Genomic DNA, 16,088 nt, shown 5'->3' on the forward strand with positions numbered 1-16,088 from the left:
GATGGCAGTCGGAATTTACCGCATGAAAATCCCCTGTTGCGCTCCGGGTTAGCCCTTGCCGGGTTCAACCTGCGGCAGGGTGGGGGAGACGACGGGGTGTTGACCGCCTTGGAAATCACCGGCATGGACTTACGGGGCACCCAGTTGGTGGTGCTATCTGCCTGTGAGACGGGGTTGGGGGATGTGCAGAGCGGGGAAGGGGTGTACGGATTGCGGCGGGCCTTTACCTTGGCAGGAGCGCAGTCCCAAGTGATGACCCTGTGGCGAGTGGAGGACGAAGCGACCAAGGATTTGATGGTGGCGTACTACCAGCGGCTCAACCGGGGAGAGGAGCGGGGGGAAGCCTTGCGGCAAGCGCAACTGGCCCTGTTGAAAGACGCCCGCACGGCCCATCCGCGGTTCTGGTCGGGGTTTATTTTTGCTGGCGACTGGCGGCGGCTGCGTCCTTAGTCAGCTTTTGAGAACTGGGATTCTCATCAGTTGATAATGTTGATAAACTCAAGGCAAAAGGGCATTTGGGAAAGACCATTGGCAAAGTCACCGGGGCAACCGCTACGGAAACCTTCAGGACTCAATGGCAGAACGTTCACAACGACCATTAGAACAGCGTTGTGCTGCTATTATCATTACATCCGGTCTGCCTGTCAACGCCAACCGTCGCTCTGCCCACAGCCCATACAACCAATCAACCAACCGACGGATGCCCGGCAGACCGGTCCAGCCATACAGCCACCCTAGCCCCAGCACCGCATAAACCTGCCGAAACACCTCGACCCCCCGGATCACCCGCCCGTCGGCGGTAATGGCATGGATTTCCCGCATAGCCGTTACAAAGTCAATCCCGGCGTTGGCTGCGGCATCGTAGTCCGGGGCGGCAATATCCACAAACGCAATCAGTCCCCGTCCCCCATCCCGGCGCCGCAAAAATTCGATTTCCCGCCGACACAAGGGACAGTCCCCATCGTAGAGCAACTTGATGTGCCAAGCAGATGCCACAGCCATGAACCCGGTTCAAACCTTCCTTAAAGTTTCTTCATCTATCTTAGCTTGAGGCGAGTCACATCCGCGCCAGGCTCTGCCCAATGTATTGCCGCGCAAGCCACTTCCTAAAAAAGTTCATAAATTGGTGCCCGATAAAATACTTCATGAGAAATCTTTTCGTTATAAATAAGCTTCAGGGCACCTGGGTTGATTAATCCTAACAATAGGAATTTAGCCCCCAAATGACGATGCTTTGTCTCATTAGGTGCACATTTTGGCACAAACCCCCAAAATTTTAAGATTCAACACTTCTAGTTCTTACGCCCCTTGGCATTACAGCCTGTTCATTCAAAATAGGGTTATTCAGGGGGTAGGAGAGAAGGACATGCCAACCCATTCTCTGAATTCACGGCAAAGAATGGAGCAGATACTGGCGACGTATTTACTACTGATCAATCCCTCTTGCTTCCGAAGTTGGTTTGCTAAGTGTTGCTACTGTACCCCTTAATTCTTAATAGGCTGTAGCTTCATGCTTAACAAAATTCCCCTGCACGCGTATCGCCCTAGACGTGACAGGAATCGCCTTTTTGCTGAAGATGGCAAGCGTAGGGACACGGTACTCCCATGCGGCTTACTTGGCGTACTGTCGCTGGCGCAGGACTCGCAGGGCTGTTGCTGGTACTGGGATTGGGTTCCCTCTTGCCCCGGCGGTGGCGGCTACCGGTTGCCAACGCTTGCCCCATTCCCGTTTACCTCTGGGGGGGAGCACTCCACACCGACGTGATTTTGCCAAGACAAAACCAGTATGTTGACTGGGCAAAACTCCTACCCCTAGACCAAATTGGCGCCACGGATGCCCAGTATCTCAGTTTTGGGTTTGGGGAGCAGCGGTTTTACATGGGGGAACCGGGTTCGTTGCTGGTGCGGTGGCCGCAGGGGTTACGGGCCTTGTTTGGGGTCAATGCCAGTATCATTTTTGTCAATCCCCTGCCTGCAGTGCCCACTTCCAGCCACTGTGTGGGACTCACGGCGGCCCAGTACCAAGCGTTGGTAGCCCACATCCATAGGTCCTTCCGGCGCAATCGGCAAGGGGCGGTCGTGCCCTTGGGACGGGGGCATCAGCCGACGGGGCAATTTTTCCAGGCGCAACCGGCCTATTCCCTCCTCTTTACCTGCAACCATTGGACGGCCCAGGGGCTGGACCGGGCTGGCGTGCCGACCCCCCGTTTCCCGCTGTTGAGCCAGAGCATTCTCTGGCACGCCCGGCGCGGCTGTCGCTGTCCCTAGACCACCAACTCCTGGGCTAGGGCGTCTTTGACCCGTTGGGAGCAAATCTCGCCCGCATGCGTCACACAGGCTGCTTGGATAATGTCATCCGTAAAGTCCAGGTGCAGTTCATTGCGAGGCATCAACAAGTTCAAGAGACTGTATAGATTTCTGCTGTACATTTGGCTGGCGTGGATGGGCATCGAGGCCGGGAGGTTGACTGGTCCAATCAGGGTAACGCCCCCTTTGACCACCTGATGCCCTGCTTCAATGCCCTCGCAGTTGCCGCCCTGGGGAGCCGCCAGGTCAATGATCACGCTTCCCGGTTGCATGCGGGCCACCATCGCTTCTGTGACCAACAGGGGCGCCCGTTTCCCCGGCACTTGCGCCGTCGTAATCACCACATCCGCCCGCGCCACATGGTCGCTGATCACCTGGCGGGAACGTTCCTTACTCGCTTCGGACACCTCCCGCGCATAGCCGCCTGCCCCCTCAGTAGCTTCCTCAAGCGGCACTTCCACAAACTTAGCCCCCAAACTTTGCACCTCTTCTTTCACCTGGGGACGAATATCAAACGCTTCGACCACCGCCCCCAACCGGCGGGCTGTAGCAATCGCCTGCAATCCGGCCACCCCTGCCCCGATGACAAACACTTTGGCCGGGGGAATCGTGCCCGCTGCCGTGGTCAACATGGGGAAAAATTTGGGCAGGTGCCCAGCCGCCAGGAGCACCGCCTTGTATCCTGCCACCGCCGCCTGGGAAGACAGGGCATCCATGCTCTGCGCCCGCGACGTGCGGGGAATCATCTCCATACTCACCGTCGTCACGCCCTGCTTGGCCAGGTCCCGCATCAGCAACGGGCGACCGAGGGGGTCCATAAACCCAATCAACACCGTTCCCGGTCGGAGCAGGTGTACTTCCGTTTCCTGGGGGGGAGCCACCTTCAGCACCACCTGCGCCTCCGCCAGCAGAGCCAAAGGGTCGCTGACCACCTGCGCCCCCGCCTCCTCGTAGGCCCGATCCGGAAAATGGGCACCCAGCCCCGCACCCGTTTCCACACACACCGTCAATCCCTTTTGCACCAACCGAGCTACGGTTTCCGGCACCAAAGCCACCCGGGATTCCCCGACCTCACGCTCTCTCAGTACCGCTACCCGCATTGCTTGTCCTGCTCCACCGAAATTAGCTGATTTAGTGTGGCACAGCCGCCTGCGAATCCCGCCCAAAAATGCAGGAAATTTTCAGGATCAGGGGCGTCCCCCCGACCGCCCGGTTCTGTCTTAGAATGCCATTTTGTATCCTCCATGGCAAAACTCCGAAGTAAGTGGCGGTCATGTCCTTTGTGAATCTGCACGTCCACACCGAATACAGTCTGCTCGATGGGGCCAGTCAAATCCCCCAGTTAGTGGAACGGGCAGTGGCCTTGAATATGCCTGCCATCGCCATTACCGACCACGGGGTCATGTACGGAGCCATTGAACTGATCAAACAATGTCGCGAACGGGGAATTAAACCCATCGTTGGCAACGAAATGTATGTGATTAACGGGGATATTACCAAACAGGAACGCCGCCCCCGCTACCATCAAGTTGTCCTGGCGAAAAATACCGAAGGCTATCGCAATTTAGTCAAATTAACCACGATTTCTCACCTGCACGGCATCCAGGGTAAAGGAATTTTTGCCCGCCCCTGCATCAACAAGGAACTCTTGGCCGAATATCGGCAGGGATTGATTGTCACCAGCGCCTGTTTGGGTGGTGAAATACCTCAAAAAATCCTCCAAGGTAAGTATCAGGAAGCGCGGGAAATCGCCCAATGGTATCAAAAAACATTCGGGGATGATTTTTATTTAGAAATTCAAGACCACGGTTACCCGGAAGACCGCATTGTTAATGTGGAATTGATCAACATCGCCCAGGAGTTGGGAATTAAATACATTGCCACCAACGATGCCCACTACATTTCCTGCTATGACGTGGAAGCCCATGATGTGCTGTTGTGTATTCAAACGGGTAAGTTAATCACAGAACCCAAACGCCTCCGCTATAGCGGTACTGAATACCTCAAATCAGCGCAAGAAATGTCGGAACTATTCCGGGATCACCTGGAAGATGAGGTCATTCAAACCGCCCTAAAAACCACTCTGGAAATTGCCAACAAAATTGAGTCCTATAACATTCTCGGTGAGGCTCGTTTACCCGAATACGACGTCCCTGTTGGGCATACCGTAGATACCTATTTAGAACAGATGGCCTGGCAGGGTTTAGCCGAACGCCTGGGCGTGAAACGGGATCAGATTCCCAGTCAGTACAAAGAGCGTTTGGCTTACGAACTGAAAATCATTCAACAACGGGGATTTTCTGGTTATTTTTTGGTGGTGTGGGACTATGTGAAATACGCCCGCGACCATCAGATTCCCGTTGGGCCAGGACGAGGTTCTGCTGCCGGTTCTTTGGTAGCTTATGCCCTCAAAATCACCAATATTGACCCGGTACATCATGGTCTATTATTCGAGCGATTTTTGAACCCTGAACGCAAATCCATGCCCGATATTGATACGGATTTTTGTATTGACAACCGGGACCGTTTGATTGAATATGTCACCCAACGGTATGGGGCGGATCGGGTAGCCCAAATTATTACGTTTAACCGCATGACTTCCAAGGCGGTTGTGAAGGATGTGGCGCGGGTTTTGGAAGGAATCAGCCACCGGGAAGCGGATCAAATGGCTAAGTATATTCCCGTGTTTCGTGGCAAACCTGCTCCTTTACAGGAGATGGTGAGTGACGATACGCCTGCCCCGGAATTCAAAGCTAAGTATGAACAGGATGAAAAGGTGCGTCACTGGCTGGATTTAGCCATGCGGATTGAAGGGGTGAACAAAACCTTTGGCGTCCATGCCGCAGGTGTCGTGATTGCCCCACAACCCCTGGATGAATTGGTGCCTTTACAGCGCAACAACGATGGCGCCATTATCACGCAATATCCGATGGAAGATATTGAATCCCTCGGCCTACTCAAGATGGATTTTTTGGGTTTAAGAAATCTCACCTTGATTCAACAGGCCGTGCAACTGATTGCCAAAAATCATGGTATTCACATTGACCTCGACCGTTTACCCTTGGATGACCCCAAAACCTATGCCCTCCTCGCGCAAGGGGAAGTGGAGGGGATTTTCCAGCTTGAATCTGCAGGGATGCGACAAATTGTCCGGGATTTGAAACCCTCGAATATCGAAGATATTTCCTCGATTTTGGCACTCTATCGTCCCGGCCCTTTGGATGCGGGTTTGATCCCCAAATTCATCGACCGTAAACATGGGCGGGAGAAGGTCGAGTATTCCCATCCGATGCTTGAGGCAATTCTCCGGGAGACCTACGGCTTGATTATCTACCAAGAACAAATCATGAAAATTGCCCAGGATATGGCGGGGTACTCCCTAGGGCAAGCGGATTTGCTTCGCCGGGCGATGGGGAAAAAGAAACCTGAAGAAATGGAAAAACAACGCCAAGTATTTTTAGAAGGAGCGGCCAAAAATGGAATCCCCAAAAATATCGCTCTTGACCTATTTGAACAAATGGTTTTATTTGCCGAGTACTGCTTTAATAAATCCCATTCCACAGCCTATGCGTATGTGACCTATCAAACCGCCTATTTGAAAGCCAATTATCCGGTGGAATATATGGCGGCTTTATTGTCATCCCAGGCTGGTAATCAAGATAAAATTCAGCGCTATATTGCCACCTGTCAGAGCATGAATATCGAGGTGGAACCTCCAGATATTAACCGCTCCGATATGGACTTTACTCCCTTGAAAGACAGCCGCAAGATTTTGTTTGGCTTGAGTGCGGTGCGGAATGTGGGGCAGGGGGCAGTAGAACACATTTTGCAGGTGCGACAACAGGGCAAGTTTCAGTCTTTGGCCGACCTCTGTGACCGGGTGAATACTGCAGTAGTAAACCGGCGGGCTTTGGAGGCTTTGATTCAGTCGGGGGCGTTGGATCGACTGCACCCCAATCGCCGCCAAATGATGAGGGATTTGGAAGTGATCTTAGATTGGGCCAATAGCCGTGCCAAAGACCGGGAAATCGGCCAAACGGATATTTTTAGCTTCTTGCCGGAAAGTATCCAGCAAACCCCGGTAACGACTGCTCCCAAAGCCCCACCGGTAGAGGATTATTCTTCCCAGGAAAAGCTGAAGTTTGAGAAGGAATTGCTCGGTTTTTATATTTCCGACCACCCGCTAAAACCTCTGATGCAACGGGCACAGGTGTTGGCGCCAATTGCATTAGGACAATGGGAACAGGTCGTAGAAAATCGCCCGATTACTGCCCTGGCTTTGATGACCCAGCTCAAACCGATTACCACGAAAAAGGGTGACCGGATGGCCGTCGTTACTTTAGAAGATTTGAGTGGTAGTTGTGAGGCAGTGGCGTTCCCCCATACCTTCGCCCAAATAGAAGATTTGCTCATCCCGGAACAGCCTTTGGTGGTGTGGGGACGGTTTGAGCAACGGGATGAACAAATGCAACTGGTTTTGGAAGATGTGCAACTTGCCCAACGCATGCACATTCTGCACCTGCTGTTGCCGGTGGATCAGGCCGGGGACATCCAAATCCAGGCCAAGCTCAGAGATTTACTCAAGCCCTGGTGCGGGGAAACGGCAAAAACGCCTGTGGTGGCCACCGTGACCCACCCGTTGCGGCAAATTCAGGTGCGCTTTGGCTCCCAATTCCGGGTACAGGACGGTGTGGCGGCAGCCAATGCGCTAAGTCAAGCGGGTTTTGTCGCCGAATGTCAGGCTCTGATGGGTTAGGCGCTGGGGCATTGCCCACCCTTGGCCCGCTCAAACTTCCCCTTTCATGGCGCGTTTCATCTCCCGCACCGCCTGGGTTAGCCCCACCAACACGGCGCGACTGATGATGCTATGGCCGATGTTTAACTCCTCCATGCCGGGAATGCAGGCGACCGGATAGACGTTGTGGTAGGTCAATCCGTGCCCCGCATTGACCCGTAAACCCAGTTCCTGAGCCAGTTGTGCCCCCAGGGTTAAGCGTTCCAGTTCCTGCTGGCGGGTGGTTGCGTCTTTGGCGAGGGCGTAGGTTCCCGTGTGCAGTTCAATCCAGGTGGCGCCGGTCTGTTGGGCCGCCCGGATTTGCTCCGGTTCGGGGTCAATAAATAAACTGACGGGAATCTGGTGTCGTTGCAATTCCGCTACGGTTTTGGTCAAAAGGGCTTCGGATTGCACCACATCCAAACCGCCTTCGGTCGTAATTTCTTCTCGCCGCTCCGGGACAAGGGTGACATAGTCGGGGCGAATGTCTAGGGCAATCGCCAGCATTTCCGGGGTAGCCGCCATTTCCAGATTCAAATGGGTCTGCACGGTTTGCCGCAGACAGCGCACGTCCCGTTCTTGAATATGACGGCGGTCCTCCCGCAAATGCACCGTGATCCCGTCGGCTCCCCCCAATTCGGCCAAGACTGCGGCAGCAACCGGGTCGGGTTCGGTGGTGCGGCGCGCCTGCCGGATTGTGGCAACATGGTCTATGTTCACACCCAGAGTTAACACGGTGTCCGCCTCCCACTGGTTCTTTGCCATTGTACCGTTCTGGCGCCGACAGTCCCCGACACAACGGGTATTTTTGCTGCTGGGTGTTGCTCTGGTAGGGGTTTATGGACTGGCGGCCCTGTTGGCAGACGGGCTGGTGTCGCTGGGGTTGCCCCACCCTCAGGAGTTTCTGGCCCACGCACCCTACCAACCCCCCAGTCTCCAGCATTGGTGCGGCACGGACCGCCAGGGCTACGATGTCCTCAGCCGCACGATTTTTGGGGCACGCGCGGCCTGGCAGGTGGTGCTCCTGGCGACGGGCTTGAGCGTGGCTGTGGGCGTTCCCCTCGGCGCCTTAAGCGGCTATTGGGGCGGAAAACTCGATCAATTGTTGCTATTTGTTATGGACACCGTCTATACATTGCCAGGGTTGTTGTTGTCGCTAACGGTTGCCTTTGTGGTGGGGCGGGGGGTGCTCAATGCAGCCATTGCCCTGAGCATTGCCTATATTCCCCAGTACTACCGGGTGATTCGCAATCACACGCTGAGCTTGAAGCAGGAAGGGTTTGTCGAGGCGGCGCGGGCGTTGGGGGCAGGGAGTATCCACATTCTCACCTGGCATTTGAGCGGCCACCTGCGTCGGCATCTGCCGGTGTTGTTGAGTGTCAATAGTGCCGATGCGGTGCTGACCTTGGCCGGGCTGGGATTTCTGGGTTTGGGCTTGCCGCCGGAGGTGCCGGAGTGGGGACATGAATTGGCGCAGGCGTTGGCTGGTCTGCCAACGGGGATTTGGTGGCCAACGGTGTTTCCTGGCTTGGCGATGACCGGCCTGGTGGTGGGGTTGTCGTTGGTGAGCGAGGGGTTGGGGGAGTCCTGACGGCAGGGGGTCGAGGCATTACCATAGATAAAGAACGCGCCCGATAGACGTCTATGGAGTTAGAGGACCTACGCACCCAACTGAGCCTACTGCGGCGGGAAAATGAATTGCTGCGCCAGGAGAACCAGGATTTGCGGTTGGGGCGGGATGTCCTGCTGGAGCGGTTGCGTCAGATTGAGGGGGTGAGCCAGCCCTGCCAGAATTGTTTGGCCATGGGGGAACAATGGTTGCTCCAGGCTTCGGGGGTGAATTACACCCGGTTGAAAGAATTGTTGGCCCAAAAGGACTGGGATGCTGCGGACCGAGAAACGCAACGTTTGCTCTTGAAAATTGCCGGTAAAAAAGCGGAGGAACAGGGTTTTTTAGATGCCGTTCACATTGACCATTTACCCTGTATTGATTTGAAAATTATTAACAAGCTATGGAGTGTTTATTCCAATGGGAAATATGGGTATATCATCCAGCAGAAAATCTGGTCGCAAAGCCGCAGTACTGCGAATTTGTGGGGGCATCCCGATTTCGATGGTTATTACCCCATGCGGGAGGGAATTGGTTACTCCTTGGCCCAGCGACTGTTGCGGTGTGCTTTAGAGAGTTTTTAGGGGATGACAGGCAACCCTTTCCTGAACCCCCTTAACCCACAATGGCCACACCCCAAGGGCAAAATTCGGTGACCCAAAAATCCACTTCAGGATAGTCTATTTTTAGCTTTTCAACCGCTGGCTGAGCGAGGGTGGCATCAGGATATAGGGCAAACACGGTTGGCCCGGAACCCGAAAGTAAACTCCCCAAGGCTCCACTGGTTAATAAATCCTGTTTGAGTTGAGCAATTTCCGGGTGCGCTGGCAATACCACTTTTTCAAAATCGTTGTGTAAATGGGCGGCAATTTCTGCTAAGGAATGGCTGGCTAAGACCTGCACAAAATGATCCGATTTCAGGGCAGAAGCCTCGGCAAATGTAGGGCGAAACATTTCACTGTAGGTGCGATAGGCCCAAGGGGTGGAAATGCTGAGATTCACAAATTTTGCCAACACCACCGCCCCACCCGTCACCGGCGGTAAAGGTTCCAAAATATCCCCCCGCCCTGTCCCCAAGGCCGTGCCCCCCTGCACACAAAACGGCATATCCGACCCCAACCGGGCCGCCAACTCCTGCAATTCCGGCACGGTCAACCCCAAGCCCCACAAATGGTTTAACCCCACCAACACGGCAGCCCCATTGCTGGACCCCCCCGCCAACCCCGCCGCCACCGGAATCCGTTTCTCAATATGGATGTGGACACCTGTGGCCTGTTTGGGAAATTCTTCTGCCAAAAGATGGGCGGCTTTGAGGGCAAGATTCGTCCCATCCGTCGGCACCTGGGGATGGTCGCAGGTAATGCTCATCTCCTTACGGGGCTGGGTGGTGAGGTGAATGGTATCCCGCAAATTTACACTTTGTAACACCATTGCCACCTCGTGGTAGCCATCCCCCCGCAGACCGAGAATCCGCAGGTAGAGGTTAATTTTCGCCGCCGCCGCCAGGCTACATCGGGACATGTGCAGGCATTCCCAGGTGAACTATCGTCCATTGTGGCCTAACTTTACCCTTTACACTAGGAATACGTATTGCCCATCACCCATGTCCCTGGAAGCACGCACCCAAAGCCTCGGTCAAGCCCTGCTGGCCGCCACCCGTCCCGGTCGTTCCCTGTTGGCGCAGATGCGGGAACAGTGGCAGTGGGACGAAAAGCTGTTGGCCTGGGCGATGGAACATCCGGGGTTACGCACCCAGTTATTCCGCCTGATTGACACCCTGCCCGCCTTGACCAGCGCCGGGGAAATCAGCCGCCATATCCAGGAATACCTCGACCAGCCGGAGGTGGAACTGCCGGAGCTGTTGAAACATCTCATTCACTTTACCGGGCAGGAATCCCTGGCCGCCAAAACCGCCGCCCAAACCCTGACCACCGCCGTTCGTACCCTGGCCCGTAAGTACATTGTCGGCGAAAATTTTGCCCAAGTCCGCCACACCCTAGAGCGACTGCGACGGCAGGGCATGACCTTTACCCTGGACATTTTGGGGGAAGCGGTCCTCAGCGAAACCGAAGCCCAGGGCTATGTGCAGAAATACCGAGACCTGATGACCCAACTGGCTGGGGTGGATTGGGGATGTGTGCCCCAGGTGTCGGTGAAACTTTCGGCCTTTTACTCGCAATTTGACCCCCTGGCGGAAAAAGCCACCCGGAGCCGGGTCACCCAGGCGGTCGCCCAACTGTTGCGTCACGCTGGGGAATTGGGGGTGGCGGTTCATTTCGACATGGAGCAATATAAGTACAAAAACCTGACCCTGGACATTCTCAAAGAGGTCTTGCTCGCCGATGAATTTCGCACCCGGACGGATGTGGGGCTGACGGTGCAGGCCTATTTACGCGACAGCGAAACAGATATACGGGAACTTGTGGACTGGGTGAAATCCCGGGGCTATCCGGTGACGGTGCGGTTGGTCAAAGGGGCGTATTGGGACCAAGAAGTCATTTTGGCGCAACAAAAACACTGGCCTTTGCCGGTTTACCGGCGCAAAAGTTCTACGGATGCCAATTACGAAAAACTCACCCGGTTGCTGTTAGAAAATTACCGGTATCTTTACCCGGCGATTGCCAGTCACAACGTGCGCTCCCAAGCCCATGCCCTAGCGGTTGCGGAAGCCCTAGCGGTGCCCCTCTCTGCTTGGGAATCCCAAGTTTTATACGGTATGGCGGCTCCCCTAGCACAAGCCTTGGTGGAACGGGGATGCCAGGTGCGGATGTACTGTCCCTATGGGGAATTACTGCCGGGGATGAGCTATTTGATTCGACGGTTGTTGGAAAATACGGCGAATACCTCTTTTTTGCGGCAACGGCTGGAAAAAACCGATGAATCCGAATTACTCGCCCCCCCGGTATGGGCAGAACCGACCACACCGTTACCGCCAGTTGAATCGTTTGTCGGTACTCCCGATACCAATTTTGCGGAACTTGGCAAGCCGGAGCAATTTTTGGCGGCAATTAAGCGGGTGCAATCCCAATTGGGGCAAACGTATGTGCTTCCCCATTGTTCCGCCGAACGGCTGTTGGATTCCGTGAATCCCAGTAACCCAACGGAAGTGATCGGGCGGGTGGGTTTGGCTGATGCCACTTCGGTGCAAAAAGCTATAGATTTAGCCCAAAAGGCGCAACCGGTATGGCGGCAAACGCCCTGGCGCCAACGGATGGATTTACTCCTCAAAATTGCCGATACCTTGGCAGCGCAACGCCCGGAATGGGTGGCCTGGATCGCTTGGGAAGTGGGAAAACCGATCCGGGAAGCGGATGCGGAAGTTTCCGAGGCGATTGATTTTTGTCGCTATTACGCCCAGATGGCCGAGCAATTGGCGCGGGGGCATACCTACGATGTGTGGGGGGAAACCAACCGTTATCGCTATCAACCGAAAGGAATTGGGGTGGTGATTGCCCCTTGGAATTATCCCCTGGCGATTTCGGTGGGAATGGTGACGGCGGCGTTGGTCACGGGCAATTGTGTGCTGTATAAACCGGCGGAACAAGCGGCGGTGATTGGGTGCAAAATCAGCCAACTCATTACCGATGTAATTGCCGATTTGGGGCTACCGGCGGGGGTATTTCAGGGGTTGCCCGGTTGGGGGGAGGAAATCGGCCCCCTGTTGGTCACCCATCCGGCGGTGCATTTCATCACCTTTACGGGTTCCCGGCAGGTGGGGTGTCAGATTTATGCCCAAGCGGCGCAACTGGTGCCGGGACAAACGCATCTGAAACGGGTGGTGGCGGAATTGGGGGGCAAAAACGCAATCATCGTGGATGCCAGTGCGGATTTGGACCAGGCGGTGCAGGGGGTGGTGCAGTCGGCGTTTGGCTATGCGGGGCAAAAATGTTCTGCCTGCTCCCGGGTGATTGTGCTGGAGTCTATGGTGCAGCCTTTTGTGGAACGGCTGTGGGCGGCGACGGCATCGTTGGTGATCGGGGCGGCGACCGACCCGGCGACGACGGTGGGGCCGGTGATTGATGCGGCGGCTCAGGAGCGTTTGCAGACGGCGATTGCCCAGGCGAAACAGCGGCTGACCCTGGTGGGGGAATGTCCCGCACCCACCACCGGTTATTTCGTCGGGCCGACGATTTTTACCGATGTGCCCCCCGATGACCCCCTGGCGCAGGAGGAATGGTTTGGGCCGGTGTTGGCGGTGCTGCGGGTGGCGGATTTTGACCAGGCGCTGCAGGTGGCCAATGGCACGGACTATGCCCTGACGGGGGGGCTGTATTCCCGCACCCCTAGCCACATCCAGCGGGCGGCTGAGGAATTGGCCTGCGGTAATGTGTACATCAACCGGGGGATCACCGGGGCCTTGGTGGGACGGCAACCCTTTGGCGGGTTCAAGCTCAGCGGCGTGGGTTCCAAAGCAGGCGGCCCCGATTATCTCCTGCAATTTGTGGACCCCAAGGTGGTCACGGAAAACATTCAACGCCAGGGCTTTGCGCCGTTGGCGGAGGAGTTGTAATGCCCCCGGCGGTTTTGTTGCCCGGTTATCTGGCGGGAGCGGCGCCCTACCAAGGGTTGGTGCAGGCAGCCCAGGCGTTGGGGGTGCCAATTCGGGTGGTGCCCCTGCGCTGGTGGGATTGGTTGCCGACGCTGGGCGGGCGGTCGGTCACCCCGATTTTAGAGCGGTTAGACCAAACCATTCAGCAAGTACAAGAGCAGTACCCCGGTACGAAGATCACCCTGATTGGGCATTCGGCGGGGGGATGGATCAGCCGGATTTATTTGGGGCAAACGCCCTACGATGGGCGGGTCTGGCATGGCGCGCGGTGGGTGAATCGCTTGGTTACCCTGGGCACGCCCCATACCAGTCAAGAACGCTGGACGCGCCGCAATCTGGATTTTGTCAATACGGAATACCCCGGCGCTTACCACCCAGACATTGAGTACATTTGCATTGCAGGGCAGGCGGTGCAGGGGCGCAAAGGCACGCTGACCTATGAGAGTTATCGTTTGACCTGCGGCCAAGGGGATGTGTGGGGGGACGGGATTACGCCGGTGGTGGCGGCCCATCTGGCCGGGGCAGAAAATATCACGTTGCCCTCGGTCTGGCATTCCCCCCGTTCCCCAGGCCGGTGGTACGGTTCGCCGGAGATTCTCCCCCAGTGGTTGCCCCGCATCCAGGTCAATCCCCAGCCAAAATGTTAAATTGTATGAAGTTAGCAAGGGGGCAGGGTCATGCAGGTCACTTGGTTTGAGGCCAACACCTGGTTGGTGGCGTGGGCGGGGTTGCGGTTGTTGTTTGACCCTTGGTTGGTGGGGCCGCTGGTGTTTGGCAACTTGGATTGGCTATTTAAGGCACAGCGGCGGCGACCCATTGCGGAATTGCCCAGCAACTTAGATGCGATTGTGATTACGCAGGGGCTAGAGGATCACTGCCACCCCTTGACCCTGAGCCGTTTCGACCGAGGGATTCCGGTGATTGCCAGTCCCAGTGCCGCCAAGGTGGTGCGGGCGTTGGGCTACCAGCAGGTCACAGCCTTGGCGCATGGGCAAACCACCACGTTGGCCGGAACCATAACCATTCACGCCGTGCCGGGAGCGCCGGTGGGGCCAACCCAGGTGGAAAATGGTTATCTTTTGCAGGAACATCGTACTGGACAGACGTTGTACTATGAACCGCATGGTTACCACCAGGGAATTTTGGGGTTGGTCGACCATGTGGATGTGGTCATTGCGCCGGTGATGGACTTGACCTTGCCGCTGGTGGGGCCAATTATTCGGGGGAATCAGGTGGCTTTGGCGTTGGCGCAGAAATTGCGTCCGCAGGTGATGCTCTCAACGGCGATGGGGGATTACGAAGCCAGTGGGTTGCTGTTGCAACTGGTGCAGGTAAAGGGGGATATAGCGACCTTTCAACAGCAATTGGCGCAGGCGGGATTGCCGACCCAGGTGATGGAATTGCCCCCACAGCAGGCGGTGACCTTGCCCCTGGAAACGGGTTTGCCCTGTTAGGATAACGTGTTGCATCTTAAGAGTTTGAGGGTTTGTGCCAAATTGTGCATCGAGCCGAATGATATAAAGCCTTCTCATTTAGGGGCTGCATTCTCATTCATTTATGACAAAAGATGTTCCCATTTTTTCGCATTCAGCATGTTGCCGGACGCAAATTTATGAACTTTTGTTGCTTTAACACTACTGGTTGGACCATGTGCTGGAAGTGGCGCACGCAAGTTCTTTTAGAGATTGAGCCAATTTAGCTAAAGACTGCACTGGCTGACCCTGATTGGGAGATTTGATCAGCATAGCGAGGCAGGACTGTGGAGGGTGCAGTTGGGAAAAGCCCAGCATTCATCAGTAAAGTGAACATGCGATTCCATCATCCGGCAAGGGAATTGGCCTGTACCGTAACCGTTGGGTTGCGGGTAACGCCAATGTTGCGCTAGGAGGGGGTGGCTGATATAAAAGCATACGAACCCCTGAGTACACCAACATTTCTGACCAACCTATGCTTGACACCAACGAGCATTCACGCACCGTTTGGATTGTGCGGCATACCCACCGGCAAGATACAGACAACCCCCAGTGGCGTGCCCAAGCGGTTTATCCCGATGACCCTGACCTATCGCCCCAAGGTCATCAACAGGCCGAGCGACTCGGACAATTTTTGGCCAATTACCGGTTGGATCACATTTTTAGTTCTCCCTTTTTGCGCGCCATTAGCACCGCTTACCCCATCGCCCGCAACAAAAACTTACCGATCAAAATTGAGCCTGGTTTGGGAGAATTTTTATCGCCTCATTACTTTTCAGGGCCGCCCCAATTGCATGACCGGCAGTTATTACAAACGCGCTTTCCCTTGATCGACCCCGACTATCAACCCCGCTTGATCCCCCAATTTCCCGAAGAGGATTTGGCTGCGATTGCCCGGGCTGGTCGTGTGGCCGCCCGGTTGGTGGCTGAATTTCCGGGGAATTTGCTCCTGGTGGGGCATGGGGCTTCGGTATGGGGGGCAACCTGGGGGTTACTCCCAGAGCAACCGTCCATTCAATGCGATTTGGGAGCGATTGTTGAAATTCAGGCCACAGCCAGCGGCTGGAGGTTGCGGCGGGCTGGAGATACAAATTATTAATTATGTTATTAATTATTAAGTTTATTAATTATTAAGTCATAACGATTCTTCCAAATATCTTGCCAAATCCTGTGGTCCGGTACAAAACCGATTCCAGCCTCTCAAAATAAAACTATAGTCAAGCAGGGTAAGGTCGTCATATTATAGGATAGATGCTGTGGAGGAAAGCGATGGCAAGACCATACAGTTACGATTTGCGTCAAAAAGCAGTCGAAGCAGTCTTAAAGGGGGCAAAACGAGTTGAGGTTAGTGAGTTATTTGGTATAAGCATCAGAACC

The 16,088-nt window shown here is 55.2% G+C and carries 13 protein-coding genes; 9 read left to right on the forward strand and 4 right to left on the reverse strand.

Features of this window, described 5'->3' with window-relative positions:
- A partial coding sequence (locus ACWISF_RS04645) for a CHAT domain-containing protein (protein ID WP_448380426.1) occupies nt 1-450 on the forward strand: 450 nt, incomplete at its 5' end.
- 114 nt (nt 451-564) lie between these two features.
- On the opposite strand, the gene ACWISF_RS04650 is transcribed toward ACWISF_RS04645, so the two are convergent.
- Nucleotides 565-1,002 carry a thiol-disulfide oxidoreductase DCC family protein gene (locus tag ACWISF_RS04650; protein ID WP_448380427.1) on the reverse strand — a complete coding sequence of 146 codons (438 nt, stop codon included), beginning with the start codon at nt 1,000-1,002 and terminating at the stop codon, nt 565-567.
- A gap of 603 nt (nt 1,003-1,605) precedes the next feature.
- Here ACWISF_RS04650 and ACWISF_RS04655 point away from each other — a divergent pair.
- Nucleotides 1,606-2,268: a DUF2459 domain-containing protein gene (locus ACWISF_RS04655; protein ID WP_448380428.1), complete on the forward strand. Its 663-nt coding sequence runs from the start codon at nt 1,606-1,608 to the stop codon at nt 2,266-2,268.
- Here the strand turns inward: ACWISF_RS04655 and ACWISF_RS04660 are convergent.
- Nucleotides 2,265-3,407, reverse strand: a complete 1,143-nt coding sequence (locus tag ACWISF_RS04660; RefSeq protein WP_448380429.1) for a Re/Si-specific NAD(P)(+) transhydrogenase subunit alpha — start codon at nt 3,405-3,407, stop codon at nt 2,265-2,267. The two genes, ACWISF_RS04655 and ACWISF_RS04660, sit on opposite strands and share 4 nt — an antisense overlap.
- 173 nt (nt 3,408-3,580) lie before the next feature.
- On the opposite strand from ACWISF_RS04660, the gene ACWISF_RS04665 reads away from it, so the two are divergent.
- Nucleotides 3,581-7,063 carry a DNA polymerase III subunit alpha gene (locus ACWISF_RS04665; RefSeq protein WP_448380430.1) on the forward strand — a complete coding sequence of 1,161 codons (3,483 nt, stop codon included), beginning with the start codon at nt 3,581-3,583 and terminating at the stop codon, nt 7,061-7,063.
- A gap of 30 nt (nt 7,064-7,093) precedes the next feature.
- Here the strand turns inward: ACWISF_RS04665 and ACWISF_RS04670 are convergent, their stop codons facing one another.
- Nucleotides 7,094-7,816 (reverse strand): pyridoxine 5'-phosphate synthase, encoded by a 723-nt coding sequence (locus tag ACWISF_RS04670; protein WP_448380438.1) that lies wholly within the window; start codon nt 7,814-7,816, stop codon nt 7,094-7,096.
- A 73-nt stretch (nt 7,817-7,889) separates the two neighbouring features.
- Here ACWISF_RS04670 and ACWISF_RS04675 point away from each other — a divergent pair, with 73 nt between their 5' ends.
- Together ACWISF_RS04675 and ACWISF_RS04680 are read left to right on the forward strand one after the other, a co-directional pair.
- Nucleotides 7,890-8,672 (forward strand): ABC transporter permease, encoded by a 783-nt coding sequence (locus ACWISF_RS04675; protein WP_448380431.1) that lies wholly within the window; start codon nt 7,890-7,892, stop codon nt 8,670-8,672.
- A 53-nt stretch (nt 8,673-8,725) separates the two neighbouring features.
- The gene (locus ACWISF_RS04680) at nt 8,726-9,274 is read left to right on the forward strand and encodes a GUN4 domain-containing protein (RefSeq protein ID WP_448380432.1); all 549 of its coding nucleotides are present in this window, start codon (nt 8,726-8,728) and stop codon (nt 9,272-9,274) included.
- A 31-nt stretch (nt 9,275-9,305) separates the two neighbouring features.
- On the opposite strand, the gene ispE is transcribed toward ACWISF_RS04680, so the two are convergent.
- Entirely contained in the window at nt 9,306-10,211 is a 906-nt protein-coding gene (gene ispE, locus ACWISF_RS04685; RefSeq protein WP_448380433.1) for a 4-(cytidine 5'-diphospho)-2-C-methyl-D-erythritol kinase, read from the reverse strand.
- Between the two features lie 82 nt (nt 10,212-10,293).
- On the opposite strand from ispE, the gene ACWISF_RS04690 reads away from it, so the two are divergent.
- The 4 genes from ACWISF_RS04690 (at nt 10,294) to ACWISF_RS04705 (ending at nt 15,810) form a co-directional block, all read left to right on the forward strand.
- Nucleotides 10,294-13,200 (forward strand): proline dehydrogenase family protein, encoded by a 2,907-nt coding sequence (locus ACWISF_RS04690; protein WP_448380434.1) that lies wholly within the window; start codon nt 10,294-10,296, stop codon nt 13,198-13,200.
- Nucleotides 13,200-13,886 carry an esterase/lipase family protein gene (locus ACWISF_RS04695; RefSeq protein WP_448380435.1) on the forward strand — a complete coding sequence of 229 codons (687 nt, stop codon included), beginning with the start codon at nt 13,200-13,202 and terminating at the stop codon, nt 13,884-13,886. The genes ACWISF_RS04690 and ACWISF_RS04695 overlap by 1 nt, the downstream gene beginning before the upstream one ends.
- Nucleotides 13,887-13,916: 30 nt before the next feature.
- Nucleotides 13,917-14,693 (forward strand): MBL fold metallo-hydrolase, encoded by a 777-nt coding sequence (locus ACWISF_RS04700; protein ID WP_448380436.1) that lies wholly within the window; start codon nt 13,917-13,919, stop codon nt 14,691-14,693.
- 493 nt (nt 14,694-15,186) lie between these two features.
- On the forward strand, nt 15,187-15,810 hold the full coding sequence (locus tag ACWISF_RS04705) for a histidine phosphatase family protein (RefSeq protein WP_448380437.1): 624 nt from the start codon (nt 15,187-15,189) through the stop codon (nt 15,808-15,810).
- Nucleotides 15,811-16,088: the final 278 nt, after the last annotated feature.

This window comes from Gloeomargarita sp., assembly GCF_053491055.1.